This is a genomic window from Rania fehmarnensis (assembly GCF_056494185.1).
Genome location: NZ_CM151398.1, coordinates 3,237,978 through 3,256,432, shown reverse-complemented (window position 1 = coordinate 3,256,432; position 18,455 = coordinate 3,237,978). Strand labels below are relative to the sequence as shown.

Genomic DNA, 18,455 nt, shown 5'->3' with positions numbered 1-18,455 from the left:
TCAATGGTCAGTCGGACTAGAATGCCGACTGAATCCTACCCCAGGCATACCGATGGCACAATGCTAAGTCGCAGGCCGATTTCGATGAAACCGTGACTTGTGCTGACCTAGCGCACGTCTTTCAGAAAACCGGACTGGGCCATGTGCGATTTGAGTTGGCCGGTCGGTGCGCCAAAGACGCGTTGGTTGTAGAGCGAGATCGCCCGCAACGAGTGGCCTCGAGGTCCGATAGGCCAGTCCTTGTCGCGATGATCGTACACCTGCGAGAGCAGGAATTCGAGGCTCTTGGTGATTCGCGGATCGTCCAGTTGATCGGCAGGCAGGGTGAAGATCAACCATTCAAGAATGTGCCCCGTGGTCTGGACTTTGCGTTCCATATCGGGCTGGTTGCCGCGACCTTCGAACCAGTCGGTGCTGAAACTTCCGTCGGGGTTTTGAAGTGTCCATGCATATTTGATGAAGTCTTGCAGATATACTTCCGCGCGAGCCCAATGGCCAGTAACGGGCAGTTCGTAACGCTTGCGCATCATTAAGGCGTAGCTCAGCCCCATCAGTCGATGTGTACCACCGCAGGCCGCGCCGACAACGGGTTGATCGACCTCTTCGCGGACCAGTTTCTCCAAGTTCCACGTATGACCATGATCGTCCCGCCACGTTTGCTTGGGAGCCAGATAGTGCGAGAGGGCGATCAGCTTGAAGGTCAACTCGGATTTTTCACGGCAGGTCGCCATTTCATAGCGAATCAAGTCGTTGACGGTATAACGCGTCTTGCCGACGATCACCGGAAAATTACGCGGCACACTCGATTGCGCCAGCACGGCTAAGAATTGGCCCTCGTGCCCCTGCACGCCTGGACCGACGTTGGTGCGGAATCCTGCTTTGGTCGTTTGAAACATGCGCTGCGACTTGCAAACGCCGTTGTAACACATCCAACCAATCGCATTGACACGTCGATTTCCGGCCAGAATTTCTGTTTCCACGCCAAATGGCAGAATGGTGTGCATGACAGCCCAGGGGCTGCGCTTGGTCAAGTTTTCGGGATGCGTGTAGTAATAAGCCAGGCAGGCGTTCAGACGCGATTCCAATCGGGATGCAGCTTCGCTCTTGGCCGGTTTGGCCGCAGGCTTGGCTACCGGAGCAGGCTTGACCTTGGCAGCATCGTCCTCGTCGGCGTGCGTGATCTCTTCGGTCTCTGCCATGGGAGCATCAAAGGGATGCTCTTCCTGCTCCAGCGGCACGTCGTTGACGTTTTGTGTAGCCGGGACCTTGGAACCCTCGGAACCTGGGCACTCGCCTTGATCCTTTTCCTGCTGCCGCTGGATAGACAGATCTTGATCGCTCAAGTCATCGCCGGAGGTTAATTTGACAGAGCCACTTTCCACTGGCGACTCAACCTCCAGCTCTGGAGGTTCGGCCGGATCGGTCAATTCCAGACGCTCTGGCTTGGTCGTCGATGCGGCGTCCGCTTGATTCTGACCCTTGCGCGAAGACTTCTGTCCCTTGTCATCGGGCAGGTCCAAGGCTAACACAGGTAAACAAACCAGTCCCATCAAGCCCAAGGTCATCCAGCGTGCAGTCGAGCGTCGGTCCGCGCCAAGCCACATTTTCATGAATTCGTCAATCTCGTCAAAAAGTTTGCGGTAATCGATGGAAGACGCGGCTACCTTGTCCAAACTCTGGCGAGTTCGGCTACGTCCAGACTCTGGCGAGTTCAGTTACGTTATCGGGGTAAGGGCAGTGATTCCATGATCCGAGCAGTAAAACTAACTGGCTCCGGATCGGTGACATTCTCACCACCGAGATATCGTTTCCACGCGTCGAAGTCACCACCAAAATCACGGCCGGTAATTTTTCGCAGTGACACTACTGCCTGTTGTTGAATGGCCGGGTTCTTGTGTTCGAGTGATTCGCCCAGTTGTGCGCGAACTTCGGGGCTATCGAATTGCCCCAAGGCTGCGATGGCCGCTTGTCGCACATCATCGCTCTGATCGGTCTTGGCAATACTCAGGAGCATATCGCGAGCTTGTTCATCGCGGCGCACGCCCCACGCTTCGCACACGGCCAATCGCACTTTTTCAATTTCGTCGGTCGAAGCGGCGTTGAGTGCGCGCAGCGTAGCCGGGCTCTCGATCTTGGCCAGAGTGCGGGCCGCCTGGGCTCGCATTTCGGGACTGGTATCCTCAGTCACGATGTGCGCCAGTTGCTCAGCCCACTTGGCTTGTTGTTCAGGTGGATAACTGGCGATGTTTCGCTTAAGCAGTTGCAGTTCTTCAAGCCGCTGGGCGAACGTGGGACCTAGCTCGCGGTCGCGCTGCCATTCGCGCTGGTGCCAGGGCGAAAGTCTTTTAAGCTGGAACATGGGACCGTCGGCACAGCCCAGGCACGTTCCGAAGCAGCCGATGATCGACAACTTCAGACCGACTCGAACCGAACGGCTCAGCCAGTTGTTGTTCGCGCTGCTAGCAGTCATCCCAATGACTCTCCGGCTCTGTTTGCCCAGACGGGCATGTTCCCTAATAACCACCGGTTGGGACAGTAGCAAACTGAATCAACCAGTTCCAGAGCAGATCAGAAGTCCGGAATTTGAAATCTCAAATCGCATTGGTATCAAAAAAAAATCTGGCCAGATCTTTCGACCTTGGCCAGATTGGCGTTTTTTTGATTCAGACCGCGACAACTAGCGATTGATGGCTACACCAAAAGTAAAGCCGGTCATTTGCACGCTGTTGTTGCCAGCCAGGCCCGGGGTCACACCTTGCAGTGGATCCGGCAGGAAGGTACCGCGGCGGATGTTCGAAGCCAGGTCGATGAAGTCCACACCACCTCGCAGGTCAATGTACTTGGTCAACTTGTAAGCGGCTTCGGCTCGAATTTCAAAGCCAGGTACAAAGCTGGAAGTATTCTTGGGTTTGAACACGGTTGGGAAGCTGGTCCGTTCCGCTACTACGTCAGCACCTTCGGTCACACCGGCATACTGAGTGGTGATGTTGTAGATCCGTATTTGTTCACGGCGGTAGTTGGCCATGGCAAAGGCGCGGAACTCACTGGAGAGTGTCCAGCGTCCAACATGGTTGAAGTATCGGAAACCTAACTGGCCGCCCAGCATCCGGTTTTCAATTCGCCATTCACCTGTGGTTAGGATTTCGGTCAGATTGGTCGCGGCAACCGCACCATCGGAAATCTGCAGGTTGGTGGTATCGTAGGACTGATTCAACGAATAGTCCTCGAAGTTGCTGTATCGCAAGCCAATGAGTGGCTCGAGGATACCGCCGTAACGATAGGGTTCCATCCGGAACGTCTTGTTCAGTTCAAAGCTCGAGTAAGCACCAACGTTCAAGCTGTCGCCCAACGTATAGGATCGCTCACCGGTGTAGTAATCATTGCGTTCGATCGACGGGAACAGCGGATCAGCTACATCATTGTCATCGCCAGCATTGAATTCGTTGATCCGAGGCTGGTAGACCTTGTCATAGATGTTGGGACCGCCCATGTGGCGAATCGTAAACAGCCAGCCCGAATCTTTTTCATTCATCAGGCCGACCTCGTAACGGTTTGCCCAAGTGAAGTCGCCGCCGCCGTTGGGAGCCTCTTGACGGCTGCGTGATACGAGCGTGTATTCACGATCGTAGGTACCGAACCAACCGACGTTGGCTCGTTTGCGAGGAGCAAGCTCCTCTAAATAGTCCGCGTCCACTGGAGCCAAGAACTGATAGTCAGGATCAAACTCCATCGGGTCCGCGAACGGGTGCCATGCCTGCCCGCGTGCAGTGGATGGGATCGCTGCAAGTGCTAGGATGGCTGCCAGTCGGCACACTTGATTGAACATCGACATAATCACCTTCCACCGCTTCCAAACGGATCGCCCCAGCGCGGGCCAACCTCTCATGTGACAGGGACCACAGCGCACTCAAAATTCTGGTTGTGCCGGTAGTATCGGATGATCCGTTGCCCCGAGTTGAGTCACATTAGGTTGACCTTATCGGAAATATCACTGCGAACCAGGAAAGAACCTCTGGTGATAGCATTGCAGTAACATGTCAGCGAGCTGGGATTTTCAACCCAGATCGCCTGTTTCCACACTTAGGCGGCTTTCTCAACCGGCTTTATGGCAACTGCTTCCGAAGCTTCAGACTCGGCCGCTATGGTTTCGTCGCCCTCTGGAGCTTCGATCGTGGCTAGCACTGGCGTGCTCATCGTGCCGGCCGATGGCCGCATGCCCCACACGCGCCAAGCCAGTTCCAGTGGACGACGCGGCAATGGAATGGGATCCACGCGCAGCAGTAGCACTAGCGCAGCCAGTCGACCTGTGCTGGACATCGCAAATATAGTCCAGTACGACGAAAGACTGGGTCCTAAAGCCGCGAGCACAAATCCACCAATCAAACTGCCGGTGCACCAGGCGAAGGTGTTGGCCAGGTTATAGATGGTCAGCATGCGTGCCCGCTGCGCCACTGGCATCGACTCAAAGAACATCAGAAAGAAACCCAGCTCATACGCGGCCCAGAACGTGCCACTGAGAATCTGCACACACATCACCCACGCAAACGTCTGGCTGACCGTCCATAAACTGGCCAAGGGAACGATCGCGATTCCACCTAGCCACAGTAAAAACCGAGGCCCACGGCGACTGGCGACATTACCCCACAGGGACAGCGATACGGCTTTGGCGACAAATGCGGTGGCCACTAGCGCCACATAACTCGCATAGTCAAAATGCAATTGCTTGAGCATGTAAGGCGTGAAGTAGGGTCCCGAAATTTGGACCATGCCTTGAACGACGACCAGATAAGTAATCAAGCGCATACCGCGCGGACTGGTGTGATTGCCTGCGCCGGTCAGTTGAACTTCGCTGAGGTGCCCAACTAAATCACGCGCCATGGCGGACTCTTGATGAGCCATCAACAGTACTACCGAAACAAAGCGGCACACGCAGGCACAAGCAAAGATCAGGGCAAACGCGGTGAGCACCCAACTGGATCCGGCATACTGCAAACACAGTCCGCCCAACAGAAAACCCATCAGCGTTAACAGCTGGCTGACGCGCGTCCGCTTGGCAAAAAAGCGTGAACGCACTTTGCCAGGAACTAAATGACCAATCCAAGTATTCCAAGCAGGACCAGCTGCCAGGCCGCCCGCCCAGTACAGCGATGCGATCAACAGCAGCGCAGCGGGTGATAAATTGCCTAGAAAAGCTGCGATCACCAAAGGAATCAAACTGAGTCCTTGCAGACCAGCGCTGATAACGATCCAGCTTTTATAGGAACCCAAGCGCGCGATAGCCCAGGGTGAAATTGTTTGGAGTATTCCACCGACTAACATTGGTGCGCTGGCCACGATACCGGCGGTGACTTCACCCATACCCAAAGCCAGGGCAAAGGCAGGCAAGTAGGTCTCGCCCATACCAACCATTGCGCCGTAAGCACCGGCTTCACTGGTACTGAGCGCCAGGTTGCGTCGCAGATGAGGGAAACGAGCCGTAGGCTGATTGGCAAGCATGGATCGGACAGGCGCGAGCGAATCGCGCCCAGGGGCAGTCAAAGACATAAAAGGTCAAACATCTTGCATTAGGATAGTCAGAGCGAGCCGAAAGAATAGCGACTCGCTTGACTCAATCAAGATCAACCTGGAGGTCTTTTACTTTCAATTATCCAGCTCGCCAAGGCAGTCCGGCTTTCTACTTCGGCGCAAGGGTGCAGATCATCCGCTTGCCTAGCTGCTGCGGCGAAGATTCCAGCTTTCCGAATTCGAGCAATTCCTTGACAACATTTTCCATGACGCGTCTACCTTCTTCGACGTGCGCCATTTCGCGTCCACGGAATATTACGGACACTTGGACTTTGTCTTTGTGCTGCAAGAAACCCTTGGCTTGCTTGACCTTGAAACCGATGTCGTGTTCCCCGGTCTTGGGACGCAAACGAATTTCTTTCGTCTTGCCATGGTGAGCATGTCCCTGTCCATGCTTCTTCTTACTCTTCTCGTACTTGTATTTGCCGTAGTCCATGATGCGGCAAACCGGTGGCTTTTCAGTTGGTGCCACTTCAACCAGATCCAATCCAACTTCGCGAGCTCGGGCTAAGGCATCGTCAGTTGAGAGAATGCCGAGCTGTTCACCTTCATCACTGATAACTCGGACTTGGGGGATTCGAATCTGATTGTTCACTCTGGTCTGATTGCGGTCGATTGCTTTGTCCTTTCATGCTGAACCAGGTCGATACAAAAAAGTCGCTCTACGAATAGCAGACCTGATGCCAAACGGTAGAGAATTTGGGGATGCTGGAGTTCGTACCCCCCAAGCAGGCATAGCGAGCAAACATAGCGAGCAAGCATAGCCTAAGGGCAGTAAACTCTAACACACATAACGGTTAAGGTGGTTTGAGCGCACAAAGTATCTCATAAAATCGACTTGAAAGTCAAGCTAATACTCTTGACTAACCGCAGAAAACGCAAACCAGGCACCAGGACCTGCCCCAAGTTGTTGCCCAAGCTCTTGGCAACTAAGGAGATCCGCAGTCGACCGCCGGCCGGTTATTTGATGTAAATGCCGTCGGCGTTGATCACAAGCATATCCAGCGAATTGACTTCACCGGTGCCGCGGATGATGACTTCGCGCCCTTCGGCGACTCCCAGTAAAGCCTGGCCGTCGATCGGCAGCACTTCACCGGCGGAATTGACGATCTGCACCATCGCCAACCGCTCATTTTTGCTGCGTTTACAGAAGACACAGTCGCTCTCATCGTCGCCATGCGCATGCGTGTGGCTAGCAATCGACGGATGAGCATCGGTCACCGCAAACATGGCTTTGCCACTTTCCCAAGTCGGCTGACCAGCCACGCCCAGCCGGCCGGCGATAACCAGCGGGCTATTAGGCGGTAGTTTGCGGGCGTCGGTGATCAACATGGGATCACTGGGAGGCTCGCTGAGCACATAGGTCGCGCGAGCCTCTTGGACTGCAGGTGAAATGGTTGGAGCTGAATCGCAACCGGTAACCACAATGCCAGCTATTGCCAACATCGAGAAAACGCATAGCCACCGTTGCATGATATTCTCCAGCATTCTTACTTGGCTGCTTCAAGTGTTTCGACATGTTTGGCCAGGTCGGCACCGGTGTCAGCATAATTGACTTCTTTGTTCTCGTGCATAGCACCATCGATCGCACCGTATCCATCCAGCAACGCTTTGGTGGCTGCTTTGACGCCTTCTTGCTTGTCGGCCGCTACCGTCGAAGCTTGTTTTTCGATGGCTTCGAGCACATGCCCGATGTCATGAAGGGCGTGGTGGCCGTCATCGGGCTTGCCAGCTTCGAAAGCGGTCTTGATTTCGTCATGCAATTTTCGCAGCGAGCCAACCGACTCGGCGTAGTTGCCCATCGGTAAGTCGTCATGATCATGGCCGTGTTCACCGGCTTGTCCTGCTGGAGGAGCGGCAGGTTTCGGAGCATCGCAACCAGTTACTCCCAGCAACAGACCACAAGACAGCAGGCTAAGGCTGCACCACGAAGCACCCGCACGCACAATACGGCTAACCAGCATCTCGATCTCCCTAAAAGCTTGAACCACATCAGGACACAATGTGTATCTTATTGTCTCCGCCCGCGCCAGAAAAGGCAACGTCGCCAAGTGTCTCCTTTTGCTCCGCAAAAGGAACCTGCCTTTCGCGGAGCGAAAGGAGACTATACTCACCAATGATCCAGTACAGACCGCTGAAAATCGACGAATTCTCACAGTTCGAGACGCTTGGACGCGAACTGTTCGTGGCCACCTTTGGTTATCTATACGCACGAGAGGACCTGGAAGTCTTCTTGCAAAAAGCATTTTCGCCAACTTCTATTGCCCAGGATTTGGCGGCAGGCAGAAAGATCTGGGTGGCGCTTCAGAATGATCGCTGGATTGGCTTTTGCAAAATGGGCCCACTCGGCTTGCCGATCGAGCCTGGCCCGGGAGTGGCTCTGGAGCTGAAGCAACTGTATGTTCACAGCGACTTTCACGGCACGGGTGTGGCGGACGCCCTCATGAAATTGTTCTTGGAGTGGGCCGAAAGTCAAAACGCAGAAGAGCTGTACATTAGCTGCTGGTCCGAGAATCACCGTGCCCTGTCCTTTTATCGCCGCTATGGCTTTGCGCCCGTCGGCTCCTACCAGTTTTGGGTCGGCAACCACGCCGACGATGAACGCATCCTGCGTTGGCGCAGGCCGTAGCCGAACTCGCCAATGTTTGGTCTGTAGCCGAACTCGCCAGAGTTTGGACCAAACTCCAACCGCAGCCCGATTCGCGTGTGGTCTTTTGTGCTTGGCAACATATCGCTGCCACGAAATGACCCGGGGTCTGTCCCCGGTCGTAGAGCGGCTGTCCTCAGCCGCTCGGCACCCTCTAACACATGTCGCCTCACACCCAACGTCTGTCCCCGTCACACCCGGGGACAGAGCACGCGCACGCGGGACAATCGTCCAATGCCAGCAAATCAACCCCGGGGTCTGTCCCCGGTCGTAGAGCGGGTGTCGTCTGACCAGTGGTTTGATGATGCATGCTCAGCGGGTGCTGAGCGGTTGGGGACAGCCGCTCTACGAGCGAGATCGGCTACGAAGTGCGGCGAGCTTGACGCTAGGGGTTGCGGTTTGGTAGGGACATAGCTGGTGGATTGTCCGCTTCCAAACCTGCTCCCATTTTTGCATGCATTGCCGAGTGCCTTCACTCATTCAAGCCCTTACGACCCGCTCTACCACGCGACAGCGACTGCTGCTGCGCAGGTGGATGGTTTGGGCTTTTCTGATCACCGTGGCGGCGACAACCGGCTGTGCCATGTCTGCTCCGATACGTGTTCTGCATCCTCCGCGACTGGCTGCCGCTGGAGCCACTCGAGTCGCCTTCGCCCCCATCGTGGCCAGTCCGGCTCTTGGCCGCGAGCTTGAAGATGCCTTGCGGGCTCAACTGCCGCCGGCACAGCCTGAACTGCAGATGTTGGCTACCAACGACCTCTTGAATGCGTCACCGGTTCGCCTGGCCTCGACCGCGCCTCTGACCGGGGATATGACGGCGATCCTGGCAGCCCGACACGCACAAGCCCAACTGCTGATGATGGGCGAAGTCGTCCAAGATGATCTCGGTACCACATCGACCGATGAGAAACTGCCAGCCGAAATCGCACGCTTCAATCCACCGACTATTCCCTTCCTCGGTCCAGGTTCATTGCAAAAGCCCGAAAGAGTCGCCATCGCTTGGCGACTGTTCGATGTTAACAGTGGTCAAATGATCGGCAATCAAACGCTGGCCATCGATCGCTTCGAAGTCGATCGCGAACATCCAGATCTGCAGTATGCCTATCCGCTCGGTCGCGATCGCGTCATTGCAGCCAGCGCTCGCCAAACCTGGCAAGCCGTAACGCCCTATTTAGAAAAAGAAGACGTGGTCATCGCGCTGCCCTGGCTGCAACCCGGTGCCGGTCAGATTCGGCGCGGCAATGGTTACGCCCGCATGGGACGATGGGACCAGGCAGAAACCGAATGGACCATTGCCCGAACACGCTACCCGTGGAGCAACGCCGCTAAACATAACCTGGCCCTAGCGCAAGCAGCCCGCGAAGATTTTCCTGCCGCCAAAGAAACACTGGCCACGATGAGCCCATTGACCATGCGCAAGCGTCGAGCCGAAACGTTAGTCTGGCTGGACCAGCATCAACGCGACTACCACACGGCCATGGGACTACCAACTCCCGAAAGTGGTTGGGCCTTTCCCGATCCGGCCAAAGAAGCTCTGCGTCCTATCAAGCCATCCACGGCTCCAGATCCTGAAGACGCCCCATGGTGGACAGCCATCCCATTTACCAAGCCACCAGGCTGGACCTGGCGTCAGTGGATCCTACAACCCTGGGCCCTTTGAACCCCGTAGCCGATTTTCGCCAGAGATTGGAATGCGTCCTGGTGATTCGTCCAAAGTCTGGCGACTTCGGCTACCAGATGTCCCCGTAGCCGATTCTCGCCAGAGATTGGAAAACGCCCAGGTGATTCGTCCAAAGTCTGGCGACTTCGGCTACGGATTACTTGGCGGGCAACTCAATTACGCCAGCCCAATCGGCTGGCGGAGTACGGCGATGCTGAGCGATGTAGACTGTCAGAAAGTCTTTCACCTGGTCTTCGGCGGGAACTTGATGCAAGTAACGAAATGCCTCCGGCCATTGTCCGGCCAGGAAGTGATCGAGCGCTGTTTCGTAAGTTTCAATATGCGCGTCGGTCAGTCCACCATCCAGTTCGGCAGGCGGCAACAGTTCGCTGACGGTCAGCGCCGTCTGCATACCATAAGGTCGCACTTTAGCGACACGGCGCACGCGCAGTTGCGATCGCGGCACGTTTTGTCGAATCCACTGGGCAGTCGGCTCGTCGATCAAGATCGACGCTTGTAACTGTTTGGTCATGCCTTCCAAACGCGACGCCAGATTGACCACTGGTCCAAACACCGTCACCTTGACCTGGTCAATCGTTCCAATGCGTCCAGCCACGGCTGGTCCAGATGCGATTCCAATGCCCGCGCGAAAGCCAGCCAGCGCATGGCCGACTTCACTGGAACTCCGATCAAACTCCATGCGAATCGCCAGTGCTGCCGCGCAGGCTTGATGAATAGACTGCTGTTCGGCAATCGGCCAGCCCCAGAAGCCCATCGCGGCATCACCGTGAAAGTCGCCAACAACTCCTCCCGCATGCAGAATGTGATGCGTCATCACTCCCAACGCATCACTTACGCGCGACAGCAAATCCAATAAGCGATCGGCCGAGTCTTCGCTGTTGCGCGAAAAACCCCGCAGGTCACAAAAGAGCACCGAGACATTCGTTTCACGCGGCGCTAACACTTCATCAGGATCGCGCTGCGCCAGAGCTTCCAGCACGACAGGGGCAAAGAACGGTCGCAGACTATCTTGCCGCCGCTGCAACGAGCGCACCTGTTTGATCGCGGCCAGTGTCGTCGCCGTCAATTCAGCGAACTTCAAATCATCACGCAAATGCTCAGCTTCATTCGGAACGCCACCAGCCGTCGGTGGACCAGCAAAATCACCCGATACATAAATGGCCCAATTCGGACAAGCGTCCGCTAGCACTGGCGTACAGAACGCCCAATCCACATTCTCACTCTGCGTAAAAGCTTCCACGCCTTGCGAACGATTCCAGATATGCAACACGCTTTCTTTGGTCCGCACGGCACGCGTCACTAGCTGCAATGAAGGCTTGAAATGCTGGCCGGTCAATGATCGACAATCCCAATGCAGAATCTCCATCGTGTCGTCTGCCGCAGATTTGGCAATCGCCACAAATGACGCTTCAGGGATTCCCAACAACAATACATTGACGATCCGTGCGCACAGCTCCTCGTCGCTGCTACTGCCCGCAATGATTTCAGGTACGCGGCCCAGCACTTCAATGCGTCGATCGGCATCGCGATACCGACTCTGCCGCAGCAAATGGGCCGAGTACGTCTGTTCGGAAAAGGCAGGCACATTCAACTGCGAGAACTGAACCGGTTGATCGACGATCGTAAAAGTTGTTTGACCGATAACAAAGTGCTCGCCGATTTGGACCTGGAACTGATCACGCTGCTGACCTCGATAGAAGATCGCGTTGCGCGCATCGAAAATGCGGCGCACTTCCAGCGACTTGCCATTCCATCGCAAAAAAGCATGTTTACGCGAAATGCGGTCATCCCATGGCACTGTCCACTGCTCGGCACTTCGACCAAGCACCGATTCCGCTTGACTGCTTGTCAGCGGCCGGCGCCATCGATCTTGTGGACGAGGTCCTTGGGCGATCAAGTCGGGCATGGTGATTCCAAGTACTGACCAACTCTGGCCACAGCCAAGGCCAACGACTGTGCGGCCATGCGAAAGTTCATATGCCCAGAGACTTCCGGTTGAATCTCCGAAAATAGATCAGACGCCTTGCGCAGCAGCGTCCATTTCTTCTTGGCCAGCTTGAGATAACCTTCGGCATCACCGGTATCCAACGATGGTCCCAGCGCGAGCATAAAATCGTACAAGTCGCGATGCACGCTGGCTAGCTCTTCGTCATCCTTGACTTCGTCCGAGTGTTTTAGAAATGTGCGGACCATCCAGATGTGAGTCACCTGATCATCGATCAGCCGCATGAGTTCCTGAGGTGTGGGCATCGCGCCTAAAAGCTATCGAGTTATAATCTTTGCACCGTCTGGCCACTAATGCGACGGACCAACCGCCGCACTTCCAGCACGCTCAGCGTACTGAGAACACGCGATACGGGCAATCCGCTGGTCACCACAACTTGATTGATATCCGTGGGTTCCAGACCAATGGCGTTCAAGACTTGCGACTCTTGTTCGTTCAACTGCAACTGCAGCGGATGCCGCACATTGTTTTCGGGTGTCAACTGAATGCCTTCGACCAGCGGTCCGAGTTGGTCGAGAATATCTTCCGGATCTTGGGTCAGGTACGCACCATCGCGAATCAAGGCATGGCAGCCGCGGGCCGCGGGAGATGACACCAAGCCGGGAATAGCAAACACTTCGCGACCTTGCTCGCCGGCATGCCGAGCCGTAATCAATGCGCCGCTGCGCTCGGCTGCTTCAACGACCAGTGTCCCAAGCGACAGTCCACTGATGATCCTGTTACGCTGCGGAAACATGCCCTTCTTGGGTTTGGAATAAGGCGGCATCTCGCTGATCAGCGCACCGCTGCCCATAATCTGCTCAGCCAGTTCCTCGTGAGCGGGCGGATAGATTTCATCGACTCCGCTACTGAGCACGGCAATGGTCCGTCCGCCTCCATCAAGCGCGCCGCGATGAGCAGCTGCGTCAATTCCGCGCGCCAGACCACTGACGATTGTGATGCCGGCCCGCGCCAGCACGCGCGCGAATCGTTCTGCCTGGCTTCGTCCATATTGACTCGCACCGCGCGTGCCCACGATCGCTATCGCCAGACCATCGCCAGCTGCCAGGCCGCCGCGAACATACAACACGCTGGGCGGATCGGGCAATTCTTTCAGCAAACGCGGGAACCGCGAATCCGAAGGCAGCAAGATGTCGATGCCTGCCGCCTGGCAATGCTCGATGACCTGGCCCGCCAGTTGCCGTCCTTCGTCCGAGCGAATGCGCCGAGCCAGCGCGACACCGATGCCTTGAACTTCAGCCAGTTCATTAGGCGAAGCGGACAAGACGGCCGCAGGCGACGGGAAATTTGCCAACAAGGCAGAGAGAGTCATTGGCCCGACGCCAGTGGTCAACACCAGCGCCAGGTAATCATGCAAATCCAGCTGAATAGCCGATGAGGGTGTTTGGCCGGTAGCTGTAGTCATTTACACTTCCGTAGCCGAAGTCGCCAGACTTTGGACACGATTTATAAGTAGCCGAAGTCGCCAGACTTTGGACGAGTTACATGTGTAGCCCAAGTCGCCAGACTTTGGACGCGATTCAAGGTATTTCAATGCTCATCATATCCAAAGTCTTGCGACTTCGGCTACCAGTTCATGTCCAAAGTCTGGCGACTTCGGCTACCAGTTCATGTCCAAAGTCTGGCGACTTCGGCTAAGAGGATCAGGTGGCCGGAGGTGGCATGGCATCGCGGGGCATGGACTCGATGGCCTTGTCGATCAAGCCGTATTCGACCGCTTCTTCGGCAGACATGAATCGATCGCGGTCAGTGTCACGTTCGATTTGAGTCAACGACTGGCCTGAGTGTTTGATGAGGATCTCGTTCAACTTTTGCTTGATGCGTTTGAATTCGCGAGCATGAATCGAGATTTCTTCCGCGGTGCCTTGCATGCCGGCCAGCGGTTGGTGAATCATGATGCGGGCGTTGGGCAGGGCATAACGCTTGCCGGCAGCGCCTGCAGCCAACAGCACAGCGCCCATCGAAGCGGCTTGACCAATGCAATACGTCGCCACATCGCACGACACAAATTGCATCGTGTCGTAAATTGCCAGTCCCGCGCTCACGCTGCCGCCGGGCGAATTGATATACAAGTGGATATCGGCCTTGGGGTCGTCCGACTGCAGGAACAACATCTGAGCCACTAGGGCGTTGGCGACTTCGTCATCGACCTGCGAACCCAAGAAAATAATGCGGTCTTTCAACAGACGCGAGTAGATATCGTAGACACGCTCTTCGCGTCCATTCTTCTCAATGACATACGGAATCGTGGGCATTCTCTTTCAATCCGTTCTGGCTGTATGTGATGCTCGGGAAGTGTCAACTTCGACAAATCGACTTGCGCGACCTACTCGTCTTTATCTTCTTCTTCAGCGACTTGCTTGGTCAGCAGTTGGTCGACCAACCCATACTCCTTAGCGGCTTCGGCCGTCAGGAAGAAATCGCGATCAGCATCTTTGGCAATCTGCTCGACAGTTTGGCCCGTGTGCTTGGCCAGAATGTGGTTGAGCAGGTCGCGATAACGCAGGATCTCGTTGGCTTGAATTTCAATATCCGAGATTTGACCCGATACACCGCCGGCAGGTTGATGCACCATCACGCGACTGTTAGGCAAACAATAACGCTTGCCCTTGGTGCCACCGGCCAGCAAGACCGCAGCACCACTGGCCGCCTGGCCGACGCAGTAAGTCGCCACTGGGCAGGACATCATCTGCATCGTGTCGTAAATGGCCAGCGTCGCCACGACATCGCCACCAGGGCTGTTGAGATAAAAATGCACGTCTTTGCGGCGATTTTCGCTCTGCAAATACAGCAGCTTCATCACCACTTCATTAGCATTGCCAGTGTGAATCTCGCCCTGCAAAAACACAATGCGGTTTTCGAGCAGCAAGTCACCGAGGGTCAACTGACGCTGACGCTGATAACTCTGATACGCGTAAGAGTTGCTAATGGAATTGATTGAATTGATCGATTGATCAAATGGGGGCAGCCGAGAATCCAACGCGCGCTCCTTCTACTGATTCAGGGTAAAGATTCGTGTAAGCCACGAATGACTCTCTAGTGCGCAGTGTTGGCCAAACGCGGCGTTTTGGCAAGCCCGCTTGACAGAGAATTGATGGCGCTGCACACAGAATTAAGAGGTTTGATCTGGAAATTTGAATTCTGGAGAATTCCAGATTTCAAATTTCCCATCTCAAACTTTAGATTTCAATTCTTAAACTACGACTTCTCGGCTTCTGGCAGCTTAGGAGCACCAGGCATCGCCGGCGCGTCGTTATCGTGAGCTGCTTCTGGAATCTCGGCGACTTCACCGGAGATCAAGAAGTCAACGCTGGCCGTTTCGAGATCACGCTTGAGGAACTCTGAGTCAGGTACATCGGTGATGTTGCCCGCAGCCACAATCTTCTCGATCACCTGGCGTTCGATAATCTGATTGCGGACAGCATCCATCTGCCCCGACTTTTCCAAGCGAGCTCGCATGCGTCGCTCTGACATGTCGCTCTGATCAGCCAACAGTTCGATTTCTGCATCGTACTCGTCGCTGCTCGGTTCTATCTTTTGCTCTTCAGCAATCTTCTCGAGCACGAAGTGTTCACGCAGAGCTTCAATGGTCGTCATACGAGCATTGTTGCGAGAAGCATTGACATACTGGGTAATTTGATCGCGATTGAATCCACTGCGTTGTAGCTCGAGAACCATGCGTTGCAATTCGCGATTGGTTTGACGATTGACCATGCTCTCGGGCATTTCCCAGTCCGCACCCTTGGTCAGCTGACTAACGATTTGCTTGCGCAAAATCTGCTGCTGGTGATACACGAACTGACGCTCGAGCTCTTCGCGAACGAAGCCACGCAGCTCGTCTGGCGTCTCAAAGCCCAGCTCATCCAGCGTCTGTTCGGTCAAATCATCGATTTGTACTCGACGAACTTCAACCACTTCAAATTCGGCTCGCAAACTCTTGCCGCGATGGGCTGGATTGGGCGCGGAATCCGAAATGGTGATCGTCGTTTCGCGTTTGTCACCTTCTTTGGCGCCAGTCAATAGCGAACCGAAGTCCTTGATGATCGCATCACCAAAGGAGAGCGAATTGCTGAGGGTGACCACTTCTTCTTCGGTTTGGGAGAAGAGTTTATCGCCATCAAGGAACTTGATATTCAGCGTCAAGCTATCGCCGGGTTGGGCCTCGCCGTCGACAGCTTCACCTTGCGAAAATCGCGACAAAGTCCGAGCTGTCTGACGCTCGACATCTTGGTCCGACAAGTTGAAGACGGGGCGATTCAGTGCCAGACCTTCCCACTTGGGCGTATCAAAGTCTGGTCGAACTTCGATATCGAATTCGTAAACGAAATCACCTTCCGCCGGAACTTCGATTACCTTGTAATCAAAATCTGGCTCGCTGATAGCCGAGAAATAATCGCCTTCGGTAACCTGCTGCAGGCTCTCGACGACCAACGTCTGCTTCACCTGATCGGCCACTTCGCTCTTGAATCGGGTCTCGATCAACTTACGCGGAGCTTTTCCAGCCCGGAAACCTGGCAATTCAGCCTTAGGCACCACTTCGTCGTAGGCTTTTTTGAAGTAGCGATCGACTTCCGCGCGTGGAATCGTAACCACCACATGCCGCTCGCAGGCCGACTTGCTGTTGACCTTGACGTCGAATTGGAGCTTGGGAGTTTCTTCCGCAGAATTTTCTGGCGAATCCAGTTCCGTGCTGGCCATAATCACTTTTCCGTATGCAAACAAAAATGAGCTGTGTTTGGCTGACCCTGGGGAGCGACAAACCGCAAGAGACGCTTGGACAAGCGAAGGAAGAGCGGGTGATGGGATTCGAACCCACGACAACAACGTTGGCAACGTTGTGCTCTACCAACTGAGCTACACCCGCATTTTTCGTTCCACGCCTTTACTGGCAACTTCGCTCGAAGCTTTTGAAGCCACGCATGAGAGTCAGCATGGCTGAATAACATACTAGCCAGGAAAGCTTTTGCCAAGGCTGGCTAACGCTTGTCCCGGCTCGATGCGTCAGGATTATAGGAAAGGCCGTCCGAACTGCAAGGCAGGATTTGAAAATTGAAAATTCAATTTTCGGAATTCGAATTCAAAATTTCAAATTTCAGATCGGCAATTTGAGATTTGCAATTTGCCATTTTGAGCTATCGTTGTCTTTTTCCCACTCGCGAGACCACCATGCCTGATGACGTCCTCGACCGCTTGATGCAGCAAATTCATCAGCGAGCCCAAGAGCTGCCGATCGGCTCCTATACCACCAAACTGATCACCGGTGGCGTGCCTGCCATGGGGGCGAAAGTCACCGAAGAGGCCGGCGAAGTCGTGCAAGCCGCGGAAAATCTGGCTCAACTGCGGGCCAGCGGCACTGCGGCGGAATCCGAACTTCAGGCTGCCCGCACCCATCTGATCTACGAAGCCGGCGATGTGCTCTATCACATGTGGGTCCTCTTGGGTAGCTTTGGCATCCACACCGATGACCTGCGAGCCGAACTGGAACGCCGCGAAGGCACATCGGGTCTGGAAGAGAAACGTCGCAGAAAAGAAGCAACATGAACGATAATCTCCGCATCGGCGTACCGAGCAAAGGTCGCTTGAGCGAACTAGCCGGCGAACTACTGCATCAGGCAGGCATCAATTTCCGGCGCCAAGAACGCACCCTCTTCGCCCGCGTTAGCGGCTTGCCGATCGATATCGTCTTCCTGCGCACCGATGACATTCCCGTGCTGTGCGCCGAAGGTGCGATCGACTTGGGCATCACCGGTAGCGACTTGGTATGCGAAAGCCGAGCTGATGTTCAAACCCGTATGGCGCTGGGTGTAGGCCGCTGCCGCCTGAGCCTGTGCGTGCCCGAAAGTTCGCCCATCAAAGATTGCAGCCAACTGAACGGTGCCCGAGTGGCTACCAGTTTTCCCAACGTCACGGAGAATTTCTTGGCCCAGCACCAGGCCAAAGTTCATTTGGTGAACCTGTCCGGCTCCGTGGAAATCATGATCGGCTTGGGCGTGGCCGATGCCATCGTCGACCTGGTGGAAACGGGCTCGACGCTCGCCGCCAATCAACTCCGCATCTTGACCGACATCGGCAGCTACGAAACTGTGCTCATTCAAAACCCACGCACCCGTCACGACGCCACATGCGAGCGCGTGCTCAGGCGTTTGGAAGGCGTGGTCATCGCCCGCGACTATTCGCTGCTGGAATACAACGTTCCCAAAGACCGCTTGGCCCAAGCCGAAGCAATCACACCGGGCTTTAAGTCACCGACGATCTCGGAACTGGAAGACTCCGCCTGGTGCGCAGTCCGCGTCATGGTCCGCAGCAAGGACATCATCCCCGCCATGGAACAACTCGAAGCCATCGGCGCATCGGCCATCCTGGAAACCAGCATCCGCAACTGCCGCCTGTAAGCGACCTTTGGAGTGCGGTGCCACCTAGCACCGCTTTGATGTAAGCGACGTCTCCAGTCGCAGCCTGAGTCGCTCTGAATGTTTGGAGTAACTTAGTTCGAGCAGGCTGCGGGACAGTCCGCTTACATCAAAGCTACGGCTGCGCCGCAGCACTCCAAGGAGTCA

At 55.3% G+C, this 18,455-nt stretch carries 17 protein-coding genes and 1 tRNA gene; 4 read left to right on the top strand and 14 right to left on the bottom strand.

From position 1 onward, the window contains the following. Nucleotides 1-107: 107 nt before the first annotated feature. The 7 genes from SH573x_RS11025 to SH573x_RS10995 all read right to left on the bottom strand — a co-directional run bounded on the left by SH573x_RS11025 (nucleotide 108) and on the right by SH573x_RS10995 (nucleotide 7,529). Entirely contained in the window at nucleotides 108-1,610 is a 1,503-nt protein-coding gene (locus tag SH573x_RS11025; protein WP_479354982.1) for a hypothetical protein, read from the bottom strand. Between the two features lie 110 nt (nucleotides 1,611-1,720). Beyond that, nucleotides 1,721-2,470, bottom strand: coding sequence for a HEAT repeat domain-containing protein (locus SH573x_RS11020; protein ID WP_479354980.1), 750 nt, complete (start codon nucleotides 2,468-2,470; stop codon nucleotides 1,721-1,723). 207 nt (nucleotides 2,471-2,677) lie between these two features. After that, nucleotides 2,678-3,832, bottom strand: a complete 1,155-nt coding sequence (locus SH573x_RS11015) for a BBP7 family outer membrane beta-barrel protein (RefSeq protein WP_479354979.1) — start codon at nucleotides 3,830-3,832, stop codon at nucleotides 2,678-2,680. 248 nt (nucleotides 3,833-4,080) lie between these two features. Beyond that, the gene (locus SH573x_RS11010) at nucleotides 4,081-5,544 is read right to left on the bottom strand and encodes an MFS transporter (RefSeq protein ID WP_479354977.1); all 1,464 of its coding nucleotides are present in this window, start codon (nucleotides 5,542-5,544) and stop codon (nucleotides 4,081-4,083) included. A gap of 130 nt (nucleotides 5,545-5,674) precedes the next feature. Next, on the bottom strand, nucleotides 5,675-6,181 hold the full coding sequence (gene infC, locus SH573x_RS11005) for a translation initiation factor IF-3 (RefSeq protein ID WP_479356707.1): 507 nt from the start codon (nucleotides 6,179-6,181) through the stop codon (nucleotides 5,675-5,677). A gap of 344 nt (nucleotides 6,182-6,525) precedes the next feature. Then, entirely contained in the window at nucleotides 6,526-7,038 is a 513-nt protein-coding gene (locus SH573x_RS11000; protein WP_479354976.1) for a hypothetical protein, read from the bottom strand. 17 nt (nucleotides 7,039-7,055) lie between these two features. Continuing rightward, entirely contained in the window at nucleotides 7,056-7,529 is a 474-nt protein-coding gene (locus tag SH573x_RS10995) for a hypothetical protein (RefSeq protein WP_479354974.1), read from the bottom strand. Nucleotides 7,530-7,681: 152 nt separating this feature from the next. Here SH573x_RS10995 and SH573x_RS10990 point away from each other — a divergent pair, with 152 nt between their 5' ends. Continuing rightward, nucleotides 7,682-8,194, top strand: a complete 513-nt coding sequence (locus tag SH573x_RS10990; RefSeq protein ID WP_479354972.1) for a GNAT family N-acetyltransferase — start codon at nucleotides 7,682-7,684, stop codon at nucleotides 8,192-8,194. A 472-nt stretch (nucleotides 8,195-8,666) separates the two neighbouring features. Further along, nucleotides 8,667-9,872, top strand: coding sequence for a tetratricopeptide repeat protein (locus tag SH573x_RS10985; protein ID WP_479354971.1), 1,206 nt, complete (start codon nucleotides 8,667-8,669; stop codon nucleotides 9,870-9,872). A 157-nt stretch (nucleotides 9,873-10,029) separates the two neighbouring features. On the opposite strand, the gene SH573x_RS10980 is transcribed toward SH573x_RS10985, so the two are convergent. From SH573x_RS10980 to SH573x_RS10950, 7 genes are all read right to left on the bottom strand, one after another. Continuing rightward, a complete protein-coding gene (locus tag SH573x_RS10980) occupies nucleotides 10,030-11,799 on the bottom strand; it encodes an adenylate/guanylate cyclase domain-containing protein (RefSeq protein WP_479354969.1) in 1,770 nt (589 codons plus the stop codon). After that, nucleotides 11,787-12,143 carry an amidohydrolase gene (locus tag SH573x_RS10975; RefSeq protein ID WP_479354968.1) on the bottom strand — a complete coding sequence of 119 codons (357 nt, stop codon included), beginning with the start codon at nucleotides 12,141-12,143 and terminating at the stop codon, nucleotides 11,787-11,789. The genes SH573x_RS10980 and SH573x_RS10975 overlap by 13 nt, the downstream gene beginning before the upstream one ends. Nucleotides 12,144-12,163: 20 nt before the next feature. Continuing rightward, on the bottom strand, nucleotides 12,164-13,303 hold the full coding sequence (dprA, locus tag SH573x_RS10970; protein WP_479354966.1) for a DNA-processing protein DprA: 1,140 nt from the start codon (nucleotides 13,301-13,303) through the stop codon (nucleotides 12,164-12,166). A gap of 238 nt (nucleotides 13,304-13,541) precedes the next feature. Next, on the bottom strand, nucleotides 13,542-14,153 hold the full coding sequence (clpP, locus tag SH573x_RS10965) for an ATP-dependent Clp endopeptidase proteolytic subunit ClpP (RefSeq protein WP_479354964.1): 612 nt from the start codon (nucleotides 14,151-14,153) through the stop codon (nucleotides 13,542-13,544). A gap of 71 nt (nucleotides 14,154-14,224) precedes the next feature. Then, complete coding sequence (locus SH573x_RS10960; RefSeq protein ID WP_479356705.1) at nucleotides 14,225-14,845, bottom strand: ClpP family protease; 621 nt, start codon at nucleotides 14,843-14,845, stop codon at nucleotides 14,225-14,227. Nucleotides 14,846-15,096: 251 nt separating this feature from the next. Next, on the bottom strand, nucleotides 15,097-16,596 hold the full coding sequence (gene tig, locus SH573x_RS10955; RefSeq protein WP_479354962.1) for a trigger factor: 1,500 nt from the start codon (nucleotides 16,594-16,596) through the stop codon (nucleotides 15,097-15,099). 93 nt (nucleotides 16,597-16,689) lie between these two features. Continuing rightward, a tRNA-Gly gene (locus tag SH573x_RS10950) sits at nucleotides 16,690-16,762 on the bottom strand. Between the two features lie 302 nt (nucleotides 16,763-17,064). Between SH573x_RS10950 and hisE the strand changes: the two genes are divergently transcribed. Together hisE and hisG are read left to right on the top strand one after the other, a co-directional pair. Continuing rightward, complete coding sequence (hisE, locus tag SH573x_RS10945) at nucleotides 17,065-17,439, top strand: phosphoribosyl-ATP diphosphatase (RefSeq protein WP_479354960.1); 375 nt, start codon at nucleotides 17,065-17,067, stop codon at nucleotides 17,437-17,439. After that, nucleotides 17,436-18,290 carry an ATP phosphoribosyltransferase gene (gene hisG / locus SH573x_RS10940; protein WP_479354958.1) on the top strand — a complete coding sequence of 285 codons (855 nt, stop codon included), beginning with the start codon at nucleotides 17,436-17,438 and terminating at the stop codon, nucleotides 18,288-18,290. The genes hisE and hisG overlap by 4 nt, the downstream gene beginning before the upstream one ends. Nucleotides 18,291-18,455: the final 165 nt, after the last annotated feature.